Origin of the sequence: Shewanella litoralis, from assembly GCF_009828585.1 — a bacterium.
Taxonomy (GTDB): domain Bacteria; phylum Pseudomonadota; class Gammaproteobacteria; order Enterobacterales; family Shewanellaceae; genus Shewanella; species Shewanella litoralis.
Genome location: NZ_WSRZ01000004.1, coordinates 187960 through 199963 on the forward strand (window position 1 = coordinate 187960; position 12004 = coordinate 199963).

12 protein-coding genes are annotated in these 12004 nt (G+C 41.4%); 8 read left to right on the plus strand and 4 right to left on the minus strand.

The features are described 5' to 3' along the window. Positions 1-100: 100 nt before the first annotated feature. Complete coding sequence (locus GQA99_RS05840; RefSeq protein WP_160052950.1) at positions 101-274, plus strand: hypothetical protein; 174 nt, start codon at positions 101-103, stop codon at positions 272-274. A 182-nt stretch (positions 275-456) separates the two neighbouring features. On the opposite strand, the gene GQA99_RS05845 is transcribed toward GQA99_RS05840, so the two are convergent. Beyond that, positions 457-1413: a 1-aminocyclopropane-1-carboxylate deaminase/D-cysteine desulfhydrase gene (locus tag GQA99_RS05845; RefSeq protein ID WP_160052951.1), complete on the minus strand. Its 957-nt coding sequence runs from the start codon at positions 1411-1413 to the stop codon at positions 457-459. A gap of 214 nt (positions 1414-1627) precedes the next feature. On the opposite strand from GQA99_RS05845, the gene GQA99_RS05850 reads away from it, so the two are divergent. Both GQA99_RS05850 and GQA99_RS05855 read left to right on the plus strand, forming a co-directional pair. Further along, complete coding sequence (locus tag GQA99_RS05850; RefSeq protein WP_160052952.1) at positions 1628-2038, plus strand: YccF domain-containing protein; 411 nt, start codon at positions 1628-1630, stop codon at positions 2036-2038. 374 nt (positions 2039-2412) lie between these two features. Next, complete coding sequence (locus GQA99_RS05855) at positions 2413-2874, plus strand: EVE domain-containing protein (protein WP_160052953.1); 462 nt, start codon at positions 2413-2415, stop codon at positions 2872-2874. Positions 2875-2939: 65 nt separating this feature from the next. On the opposite strand, the gene GQA99_RS05860 is transcribed toward GQA99_RS05855, so the two are convergent. Both GQA99_RS05860 and GQA99_RS05865 read right to left on the minus strand, forming a co-directional pair. Then, the gene (locus tag GQA99_RS05860) at positions 2940-3728 is read right to left on the minus strand and encodes a TIGR00266 family protein (RefSeq protein ID WP_160052954.1); all 789 of its coding nucleotides are present in this window, start codon (positions 3726-3728) and stop codon (positions 2940-2942) included. 137 nt (positions 3729-3865) lie between these two features. Continuing rightward, the gene (locus GQA99_RS05865; protein ID WP_160052955.1) at positions 3866-4792 is read right to left on the minus strand and encodes a LysR family transcriptional regulator; all 927 of its coding nucleotides are present in this window, start codon (positions 4790-4792) and stop codon (positions 3866-3868) included. A gap of 217 nt (positions 4793-5009) precedes the next feature. Here GQA99_RS05865 and GQA99_RS05870 point away from each other — a divergent pair, with 217 nt between their 5' ends. From GQA99_RS05870 to GQA99_RS05880, 3 genes are all read left to right on the plus strand, one after another. Beyond that, positions 5010-6170, plus strand: coding sequence for a homogentisate 1,2-dioxygenase (locus GQA99_RS05870; RefSeq protein ID WP_160052956.1), 1161 nt, complete (start codon positions 5010-5012; stop codon positions 6168-6170). 69 nt (positions 6171-6239) lie between these two features. Beyond that, on the plus strand, positions 6240-7280 hold the full coding sequence (gene hppD, locus GQA99_RS05875) for a 4-hydroxyphenylpyruvate dioxygenase (protein ID WP_160052957.1): 1041 nt from the start codon (positions 6240-6242) through the stop codon (positions 7278-7280). Between the two features lie 103 nt (positions 7281-7383). Beyond that, entirely contained in the window at positions 7384-8001 is a 618-nt protein-coding gene (locus tag GQA99_RS05880; RefSeq protein ID WP_160052958.1) for a LysE family translocator, read from the plus strand. Between the two features lie 77 nt (positions 8002-8078). On the opposite strand, the gene GQA99_RS05885 is transcribed toward GQA99_RS05880, so the two are convergent. After that, positions 8079-9257 (minus strand): GNAT family N-acetyltransferase, encoded by a 1179-nt coding sequence (locus tag GQA99_RS05885; protein WP_160052959.1) that lies wholly within the window; start codon positions 9255-9257, stop codon positions 8079-8081. A 107-nt stretch (positions 9258-9364) separates the two neighbouring features. Between GQA99_RS05885 and ggt the strand changes: the two genes are divergently transcribed. Further along, on the plus strand, positions 9365-11122 hold the full coding sequence (ggt, locus tag GQA99_RS05890; RefSeq protein ID WP_160052975.1) for a gamma-glutamyltransferase: 1758 nt from the start codon (positions 9365-9367) through the stop codon (positions 11120-11122). 459 nt (positions 11123-11581) lie between these two features. After that, positions 11582-11821 (plus strand): hypothetical protein, encoded by a 240-nt coding sequence (locus tag GQA99_RS05895; RefSeq protein ID WP_229785980.1) that lies wholly within the window; start codon positions 11582-11584, stop codon positions 11819-11821. Positions 11822-12004: the final 183 nt, after the last annotated feature.

The window sequence follows — 12004 nt, forward strand, 5'->3', positions numbered from 1 at the left end:
TCGACAAGTTAATCTTTTGCACCACTAAAAAATGCCAAGGATATTTTATTGAACAATTTTTTCACCCAAGGGTGATAAGCACAAATAAGGAGTGTGGCATATGTCATACAACATTAATGGACATGAAATTTCAGTTAGCTTTCCAGTTAATTCAATTTCGTCAAACAAAAACTCAATTGCTTTTACCGACAGCCTAGGTAAAAACAAAAAAACCTTTTCAAAGCGTATTGAAGCATTAAACTTCATGAAATGGCTAATATCAGCAAATAAGTAATCCCCCTAACGCCTAGCGTTAATCATTTGCTCTGTTATTTAATAAACTCATTTCTCGGTATTCTCCTCTCACTTACCGATGTTTATTAAAACAGAGCAAAATGAATTACCCTGTACAACCCCCATCTATCTTAATCAAATTTTTAATGAATAAACGAATCGCACCTTTGCTTTTAGTTATCACTATTTTGAAAATTTACGTTGGTATCTGGGCAGCATCGTTTGATTCCCCAACAGCCCACCTTGATGTAAATACATAATATCGCCCTGCCAGTCCAAGTGCTTAACTAAGTAATCCTTTAGCACTAAAAAACCAACAGGATCATAGAGTAACTCAAACTCTATCCCAGACTCATTCACACTTTTCCACATATCAAAACAGCGCCTAGTGAGTTTACCGAAATGATACTTACGACCATCATTCACCACTGTCGGAAAATAGTCCTCATCCACTAACAGTGCAAATTGTGTTGTGAGATAGTCATCACCGCCTACAGTGCTACAAGTGATCACCTCAAGATTAAGTCGAATAACATCGTTACATGCTAATTGCTGCATGAGTTGCTTATTTAAATACGCTGCCGTAGTGCCAGTGCCAGAGGGTAAAAATACTTTTAATTCACTGATGTTATTTAATTGAATCCAATCGATGATCTCTTTGGCCAATATCGCTAAACCTGACTCAGCATATTCACAGCGTCCACCTTCAGGAATATGTAGCAGTGAAGAAGGCTGAGTGTAACTGAACTTGACTATTTGTTTAACGACATCATCTAAATGCATCTGTTGATATTGAGTAGCCTGCTTAAGTTGGCTAACATCTATAATATTCGCACCATTAGCAATTGCCGCCGCATAATTTCCGCTTGGGTGCTTGATAATAAAGTCACTTAAATGACTCACGTAATAATCAAATTGCCAGCCACGTTGCTTAGCTAACACTGACATTGAATATAACGAGTTTGCCTGCGCTGAGCCAGATCCCACTAAATGAGTGATGTGAGAATAATCTCGCGATAAAAAATGATAAAACTTGCGCGCCTTATTACCGCTAAAATCAGGATGCAACAGGTCATCACGTTTCACAAAAATACGCCGTTGTTCAAATAACATCTGCTGTACTGGGCTTGTTGCAAACATGAGCAATCTCAAAATTATTAATATGAGTATTTTAACCAAAAAATGATAAAACTCACCGATTGATTTAGTTGTTTCACTATACTCCATCACTAACTACACACTTTAAACCAGGTAAACTATATAAAATCAGTCACTTAACACTTTGGCATGGAAATCGCTTAGTTAAGAGTAATTGGTACAGGTTATGTACATTAGCTTCTAATAAGGAATAACAATGTCTCTTTTACGTTTGCTGTTTAATATTGCTTGGTTTGTTTTAGGCGGTTTTGTGATGGGCTTGGCTTGGTGGCTTGCGGGACTGTTATGCTTTATCAGTATTATTGGCATCCCATTTGGGCGTGCATGCTTTGTGATTGGTGAAATGGCATTTTGGCCATTTGGTCAAGAAAGTGTCAACCGTAAACATTTAACGGGTAATGAAGATCTTGGCACCGGTAGCCTAGGCTTAATCGGTAATGTCATTTGGTTTTTATTCTTTGGCATATGGTTAGCGATTGGTCATTTAGCCCATGCCCTGGCCTGCTTTGTGACCATTATTGGTATTCCATTTGCGATACAGCATATTAAGTTAGCGCTATTAAGCTTAACGCCAATAGGCCAAACTGTTGTCACCAAACCTGTGTAAACAACATCTTACCTTAAGCCGATAACATCATGTTGTCGGCTTTTTGCTGTGTGGATGGTAATATATACCCAATCAACCTGAAGATGCTCGATTTCAGCAAGAATTTACACGTGTTTAGGCAAGGCATTGATTGCAGGTAATGGTCGTTCCCTTTCCAAAATCAATAACGCAGCATAAACGCGTGTAAAACTTGCCCTTTGGGAGTTTCACCGTGTTCCCCTGATTATTAAATCAAGAGCGTTGTTGCGCTAATTTATAAGGTACCTACATTACTGCATTAACGCGCCTAGTATTGAAAACACGGTGAAGTTCTGAAACACGGATCTTCAAGTTGATTGGGTATTTACCCCAATAATAAATATAAAGAGTAATGCATGAAATATTGGTTAATGAAATCTGAACCCGATGACATCAGTATTGATGACTTACGCGATAGTCCAAATAAGACAATGTCATGGCAAGGGATCCGTAATTATCAAGCACGAAATTTTATTCGTGATGAGATAAAGGTGGGTGACTATGTGCTGTTCTATCATTCAAGCTGTAAAGTGCCTGGTGTTGTTGGGATTGCCAGCGTAGTCAGCCAACCGCAACTTGATGCGAGTGCATTTGAGCCGCAATCTCGCTACTTTGACCCTAAGTCAAATCCAGATAAACCGCGGTGGTGGCAAGTGGATATTCAGTTTACAGAGAAACTTAATCAATCAGTTCCGCTAAGCCAACTTAAAAGTGACCCAGCTTTACAAGACATGGTATTGGTTACCAAAGGTGCTCGCTTAAGTGTGCAACCAGTTACAGCCGAAGAATTTACTCATATTGTTATGCTAGGCAAGTGATTTAAGCGTGAAAAAGGGTGACTGAATTCAGTCACCCTTTTTAAATGAACAGATAAAATGCAACGTTAATTAATCATGCGTCCAATGCCACCTAGCACCGAGCCCTCACCTTGATCTTTACCGCCACTAGAAGGTGCATGGGCAATAATGCGGTCAGCCATGCGAGAGAATGGTAAGCTTTGCAGCCACACAGTACCATGCCCTTGTAGCGTCGCTAAAAATAACCCCTCACCACCAAACACCATCGATTTAAGTGATCCTGCACGCTGAATATCGTAATCAATCCCAGAGGTAAAGCCCACTAAACATCCAGTATCGACACGCAAGGTTTCACCGCGTAGCTCTTTTTTAATTAACGTGCCGCCCGCATGCACAAACGCCATGCCGTCACCTTTAAGGCTTTGTAAAATAAAGCCTTCACCGCCGAAAAAACCCACGCCAAGGCGTTTATTAAATTTCATCGTAACCTGGGTGCCCAATGCTGCTGCTAAAAAACTGTCTTTTTGGCAAATCAGTTCACCATTATGTTCAGCAAGATCGATAGCCAATATTGTGCCAGGAAATGGCGCTGAAAATGCAGCCTTACGTTTACGATTACCTTCATTGGTAAAGTGAGTCATAAAGATCCCCTCACCTGAAATAGCACGCTTGCCTGCACCCCATAATTTACCAAAAAAGCCTGACTCCGGTTCTGAGCCATCACCCATTTTGGCTTCAAATGAGATATCTTCTTCTAGGTATGTCATGGCGCCCGCTTCGGCGACCACGGCTTCATTGGGATCTAGCTCTATTTCAACCAATTGCATACTCGAACCGATAATTTCGTAATCGACTTCATGACATTTTCTGGTCATTTTTTGCTCCTTAAAAATGAGTGTTCAGATAAAACGTTAACACGGACTATATTATTGCATTAGGTTAACAAGATGTTACCGTCATTCCTATGGAAACTTTGTGACATAATATGTCTTATAGGATTACTGACTCCCGCCTACCCTAACCCTGCACCACTCATGCCTGTTTGTTGCTGTTGATATAAGTCAAATTCTTGCAAAATAAGCTCGGTGAATAATTGCCCTGCTCGGCCTAGTGGACGTTCTAACGTTGACACCAATTGCGGGGTAAAACAGAAACGGTTGCCACCAATAAAATCCACTTGCGCTAATTGGCCATTGGCAAGTTCTTCTGTAATCAAAAAATCAGGCATCCAGCCAAAGCCTAAACCTTTTAATAAGGCATTCTTTTTCATAATAAAGCCAGAGAGATAAAACACTTTATCACCGCCAAATTGCATTTCATCACGCGCTCGTTTACCCGGCGATGAATCTTCAATGGTGAGTTCAACATGCTGCTGCAACTCAGGTAGGCTGATGTTGTGCAATTGGCTCAAAGGATGCGTTGGTGAAGCCACCAGCACACTGGTGATGGTCGGTAACGGTTTAGGGTGATAAGACGGCCCCGTTCGATAATCTTTGACCAACATTAAATCTGCTTGATCACGTTCAAACCGATGCTGCACCCCGCCTAAAAATTCCATATTTAACTGTATTTTAGTGGGGATATTGTGTTCCGACATCAATTTTAAGGCACTCATGATGGGCTCCATGGGCAACGCACCATCAATCACTAATTCAAGCTTAGGCTCCCAGCCTTGACTAAATCTGCTGGCAAGGTGTTCTATGTTAGCTAAATGCTGCAATAAACGCTGACCTTCAGCCAAAATGACTTTTCCCTCAGGTGTTAACTCTGCGCGGTAGTGATCTCGATTAAATAAAGTCACGCCCAGATGCTGTTCTAATTTTTTAACCTGGTAACTTACTGCCGACTGGGCTTTATGTAAACGTTCCGATGCTTTAGAAAAACTACCTTCTTCAACAAGGACTTGCAGTACATTAAACGCATCAATATCAATCCGCATCCCCGCTCCCGTGTCTCGTTATCAATACACTTATGTAAAGCTAACAAGACAATCTAATAATCTGATTAAGTTAAGTTATTTATTATTCTTTTTTTTGTTGATCTTTACCACTAAATTGTTAATAAGATCACACATTGGTTTGCCCAGTGCGATTAGGCCATAACAAAAAACAACATTAGCCGCGTCACACGCAGTCAATTATTCATAGGAATTTCAAATGCCATTCTATGTTAAACAAGGTCAAGTGCCGACTAAACGTCATATCGCTTTTGAAAAAGACAATGGTGAGCTTTACCGTGAAGAGTTGTTCTCAACTCATGGGTTTTCAAATATTTATTCCAATAAATATCACCATAATATGCCAACCAAAGCGATTGATGTTAAACCATACGCGTTAAGTCATGGCGAGCAATGGCAAGACCCATTAATTCAAAACTATAAACTCGACTCACGCCAGGCCGATTGTCAGGGCAATTTTTTTAGCGCACGTAATAAAATATTTTTTAATAACGATGTCGCCATGTATACCGCTAAGGTCACAGAGCCCACAAATGAGTTTTACCGCAATGCTTATGCAGATGAGGTGGTTTTCATCCACGAGGGCGAAGGCCAACTGTTAAGTGAATACGGCGTTATTAACACCAAAAAGTGGGACTACTTGATTATTCCGCGCGGTACGACTTACCAATTAACCTTTAATGATTATCAAAACGTACGCTTGTTTGTGATTGAATCATCGTCAATGGTGGAAGTACCAAAACATTTTAGAAATGAATACGGCCAAATGCTCGAGTCGGCGCCGTATTGTGAACGAGATATTCGCACCCCAACCTTAACCGATGCCGTGGTTGAAAAAGGCGAGTTTGCCTTAGTGTGTAAATTTGGTGAGCGCTACCAGCAAATGATGTTGCAATGGCATCCATTCGATTTAGTCGGTTGGGACGGTTGTGTGTATCCCTGGGCGTTTAATATTAGCGAGTACGCCCCCAAAGTTGGCAAAATTCATTTACCACCGTCTGAGCACTTAGTCTTTAGTGCACACAACTTTGTTATTTGCAATTTTGTACCGCGACCTTACGACTTTCACCCTAAGTCGATACCGGCACCTTATTACCACAACAATATCGACAGTGACGAAGTGCTTTATTACGTTGACGGCGACTTTATGAGCCGCACAGGGATTGAAGCAGGCTACATGACGTTGCATCAAAAAGGGGTGCCGCATGGTCCACAACCTGGGCGCACAGAAGCATCAATCGGTAAAACAGAAACTTACGAATACGCAGTGATGGTCGATACTTTCGCCCCACTCAATTTAACCACCCATGTTAAACATTGCATGAGTGCTGACTACAACCGTTCTTGGTTAGAAAACTAAGATGTAATTTAACTAACCCAAGTCACCAAAGAGTGATGGCGTGTTGACAGAAAAATAAAGGAAAACAAAATGGCTAGCGAACTTAATCCACTGGGACTTTTAGGCATCGAATTTACTGAATTTGCCAGCCCAGATACCGAATATATGCACCAGGTCTTTATTGATTTTGGTTTTTCGATGTTAAAAAAAGCCAAAAACAACGACATCGTTTATTACCAACAAAACGACATTAACTTTTTGTTAAATAAAGGCCGCTCAGGCTTTTCTGCAGAGTTTGCTAAATCGCACGGCCCAGCAATTTGCTCGATGGGTTGGCGTGTTGAAGATGCTGACTTTGCGTTCACAGAAGCGGTTAATCGCGGCGCTAAACCTGCAGATGATGCAAACAAAGACATGCCCTACCCAGCCATTTACGGTATTGGCGACAGCTTAATTTATTTTATCGACACCTTTGGCGAGCAAAACAATATCTATCAAACCGATTTTGTCGATTTAGAGCAACCAATTGTCACGCCGGAAAAAGGCTTTATGGAAGTCGACCACCTAACCAACAATGTCTACAAAGGCACCATGGAGAAATGGGCCAATTTTTATAAGGATATCTTTGGTTTTACCGAAGTACGCTACTTTGACATTAGCGGTGCGCAAACCGCATTGGTCTCTTATGCATTACGTTCGCCTGATGGCAGTTTTTGCATCCCGATTAACGAAGGTAAAGGCAACGATAAAAATCAAATTGATGAATATTTGGGTGAATATAACGGCCCTGGTGTACAGCATTTAGCCTTTAGAAGCCGTGATATCGTAGCGTCATTAGATGCAATGGAAGGCACATCGATTAAAACGTTGGATATTATTCCTGAATATTACGACACTATTTTTGATAAACTTCCACAAGTCACTGAAGATCGTGAGCGTATTAAGCATCACCAAATTTTGGTTGATGGCGATGATGATGGCTATTTATTACAGATTTTCACCAAAAATCTGTTCGGCCCTATCTTCATTGAGATTATTCAACGTAAAAATAACCTTGGCTTTGGCGAAGGTAACTTTACAGCGTTATTTGAATCCATTGAACGCGACCAAATGAAACGCGGCGTGCTGTAAGCAATCAATATAATCTGATACATAAAAACCAGCAAATTGCTGGTTTTTATCATTTTAGGCCTTTACACTCAGCCCTCTAAATTGTTTATTAAAGATTCGAGTCATGCCAGATTACGCCGTACTTGCTGTGTTTATCCCAACTTTCTTTTTTGTCTCTATTACCCCTGGTATGTGCATGACCTTAGCCATGACTCTGGGCATGAGTATTGGAGTACGTAAAACATTATGGATGATGCTAGGTGAGCTGGTTGGGGTTGCTCTGGTTGCGATAGCCGCGGTGTTAGGCGTTGCCAGCATCATGCTCAATTACCCGCAGGTGTTTGATTTACTCAAATGGGTCGGCGGCGCCTATCTTGTGTATATCGGCATTAATATGTGGCGCGCTAAAGGTAAAATGGCGGTCATCGACAATGCACAGGTCAATACCCGCCGTGCAAGTCTTATTAGCCAGGGGTTTATCACCGCCATTGCCAACCCTAAGGGCTGGGCATTCATGATTTCACTGTTGCCACCGTTTATCAATGTCGATAATCCAGTTGGTCCACAGCTGGGTGTGTTACTGGGTATTATTATGATAACCGAAAGTGTGTCGATGCTAGCTTATGCCAGTGGCGGTAAAAGCTTACGTTTGTTTTTAAGCCGCGGCGATAATATCCGCTGGATGAACCGTATCGCCGGCAGCTTAATGATGCTTGTAGGTGTGTGGCTTGCTCTGGATTAATACAAAACCAACGAGCCCTTGTGTGATTGCCTTACTTGGTATTCTAAGGTTATGCCAAGACAGACTTGTTTCAGCACTTACTGATCACTCGCCTTGTAGGGTAATTGCTCCGTCATCTGCTGCATATAAAGTTTAATGTGCTGCTGTTCTTGCTGACAAAAATCAGCAATGGCATCACTAAAGCCTTGGTGCTTAATAATATGACTTGAATAAGTGGCAACAGGATAAAATCCTCTGGCCACTTTATGCTCTCCTTGCGCGCCTGCGTCAAATACACTTAACTGATTAGCGATAGCATATTCGATGCCTTGATAATAACAAGCCTCAAAGTGCAAACCATCAAACTCGTTTAACGCCCCCCAATAACGACCGTATAAATGACTGTCTGAGACAAAATAAAGCGCGGATGCCACAAGTTGATTATCGCTATTCTCAATCAATAACAACCGAATTGATTCGCCCATAGTTCTGGCGATTAATGCAAAGAAATCAGCCGACAAATAGCCTTGATGACCAGAGCGTTTCAAATAAGTCCGTTGATAACATTGCACAAATCCTTGCCATTGCTCGGGGCTTGCTTTATCACCATCAACAAAAGTAAATTGCAATTGCGCCTGCTGAATTTGGGATCGTTCTTTAATGATATTTTTGCGTTTCCTTGAAGTCATACTCGCCAGAAAATCATTAAAATCGCCATAGTCATGATTACGCCAATGAAATTGACACCCAAGTCGCTGAATGACGTCAGTATTACCCCATTGTTCATGTTGTGATTGCGGGCTAAATAATCCATGCCAAGATGACCAATTACGCTCAACAAGCTGCTGGCGAATAAACTGGCTCGCTTGGGCAATCACACATTGTTTTTCAGCTTCACTTAGCGATGACGCAAAGCCAATACGTTGCCCGGTTGTTGGTGTAAAGGGGATACTGCTGACTAATTTAGGGTAATAGTCTAATTGATTTCGCTCATAAGCTTCCGCCCAAGCCCAGTCAAACACATACTCTCCCCAGGAGTGGGTTTTAATGTACATCGGCATCAACGCAATGAATGTGTCATCCTGACTTATCACTAAATGCTGTGGTTGCCAGCCAGCTTTTACACTCACACAGTGGCTTAACTCTAATGCGGATAAATATTCATGACGCGTAAATGGATGAGTGTTCTCAAAGTAAGCATTCCAATCGGATTTTTTTATCTCACTAATAGTATTAATAAATCTGAATTGATAAACTAGCGTCCTGGTTTGTTCCACTCAATACCCACCTGTAAATGTTTAATCGTTCTATTTAAAATCTCATACCAATTGTCGCTATCATGTGGCATGTTCTACAACATAATCAAATCAATAAACACCAAGGAATGATCGTGAACCGACTCCCTAAACTGAAACCATTATTACTTAGCGCAGCGTTATCAATTACCTTGTGCTATCCGGCCTTGCATAGCGGCTCTTCTTACGCCAATGATATCTCTATTTTCAGCGAAATGGCGACCGCTCAGCCAATTTATGCCAAACATGGCATGGTCTCAAGCCAAGAAGCAATTGCAAGCCAAATTGGTGTCGACATTTTAAAGCAAGGCGGTAATGCCGTTGATGCAGCTGTTGCAGTCGGTTATGCCCTTGCCGTCACCTTACCACGAGCGGGTAATATTGGCGGCGGCGGCTTTATGCTGGTGCACTTAGCCGAACAAAATAAAACCATCGCCATAGATTACCGTGAAACGGCTCCCAATAAAGCCCATAAAGATATCTTTCTAGACGAGCAAGGTAATGCCGTCGACAAGCTTAGCCGTGAGCATGGCCTCGCAGTCGGTGTACCGGGTACCGTAATGGGAATGGAGCTTGCAAGGCAACAATACGGCACAATGACTTTAAAACAAGTTATCGCGCCTGCGATAAAATTAGCCAAAGACGGCATTGTTGTCACCTCTGATTTATCGAATTCACTAAGTGGGCTTAAATCTCGCATTGCGCAATGGCCAAGCTCTGCAGAAATTTTTTACCATGCTGATGGCAGCGACTATCAAGTAAACGAAATCCTAAAGCAGCCTGAATTAGCACATTCGTTATCACTCATAGAAAAAAATGGCACTAAAGGCTTTTATCAAGGTGAAACAGCCAAGAAAATCGTCGCGGCGGTAAAAGAAGCTGGCGGAGTCATGAGTTTACAAGACTTAGCCAACTATAAAGTGGTAGAGCGTGAACCGGTGCGTGGTCATTATCGTGGTTACGAAATCGTGTCTATGCCGCCACCGTCATCTGGCGGTATTCATATTATTGAAATGCTCAACGTCCTCGAAAAATTCCCCATTGATCAGTTAGGACACAATACGGCCAACACGCTACACCTTATGGCTGAAACCATGAAGTATGCCTATGCTGATCGCAGTGAATTTTTAGGCGACCCTGATTTTGTTACTGTGCCAGTGAAACAATTAATTAGCCGCGAATACGCTAAAACGATTTCAGATAAAATCGCGATTAATAAAACCACCCCTAGCAGTGAAATCAAACCGGGTAAACTTGCAGGTTATGAGAGCGATCAAACCACTCACTACTCTGTTGTAGACCAATGGGGCAACGCTGTGGCTAACACTTATACCCTTAATTTTAGTTACGGTTCTGGACTCGTGGCAAAAGGCACGGGCATTTTACTTAATAATGAAATGGATGACTTTTCAGTTAAACCCGGAACACCTAATGGTTATGGTTTAATCGGCGGCGATGCCAATGCAGTCCAAGGTAATAAACGTCCATTAAGCTCAATGAGCCCAACCATAGTAATGAAAGACGGTAAGCCGTTTCTTGTCACAGGCAGCCCAGGCGGCTCGCGCATTATTAACATTACCTTGCAAATCATCATGAATGTGATTGACCATAAATTGAATATTGCTGAAGCCACTGCGGCAGCAAGAATTCACCATCAATGGCAGCCAGACTTTATTTGGGCCGAGCATACGTTAAACCGCGATACCATCTCGCTACTTGAAGCCAAGGGCCATCAGGTAAAAACCCAAGAATCCATTGGCAGCACGCAATCGATAATGGTCTCTGAGCAAGGTATTTTCGGCGCATCGGATCCTCGCAGAGCAGGTTCGGCCGCTATAGGCCACTAGCGCTCCCGCGAATAAATAATTAACCACCAACGCAAAGGCGACTTTAATGTAAAGTCGCCTTTATTATTTATTAAGACTTAAAACTTATGGACTACTAACTAAAGGTTATAATTGAGCGAATGATATTCGTGATGCTCATAACAAAATCATCAATTCATTTTATGACGTTTTTATCTCAAGATTTTTCAACCTTAAACATCACACAATAAAAACAAAACAGCCGCCGATTATTTACACTACATTTAATATAATATTTTCAATACATTAGAAAAAACTAATACCTATATATACGATATATTTTTTATTTTCAAACATCCCTCTCATTGCTTTTTTTCAACTACTGTCCATACTTTACACGATCACCGACATGTGATTAAACATAAGTTTTCATTAGCAATTTCATCATTATTTTTAAGATGTTATTATCAATCTGTTATTAACTGACTATAAAAAGGTGCTATGCAGCTAACTAATCTAAAAATCAGGCATAGAATTGCCCTGCTAACATTTGTCGCCATTGTGTCGTTTGTGATTTCGTTAATCATTAATGACCAAACAGGTGAAGACAATGCACAACGACTCAATGGACTTCAAAATCAACTTTACCCCGCGCTCAATTTAGCGACGATTAACCAGGGATTATTACTGCAATTAGACCAAACAATTCAATCGGCCATTACCACCAGGGTGAGATCGTGAACGTTTTTTGAGCTGATGATATTGACACACAATCTGTTTGACGCCTTGGCTTAGCTGTGATCTTATACTCTCTTTTAGGAGAGTAAATTATGTACCTTGAAGCCTTCACAACCTTTTTCAGCGAGCTTACCGACACTCGTCAATCGGCTAAAATCACTTATCCTCTCGAAGATATTTTATTTG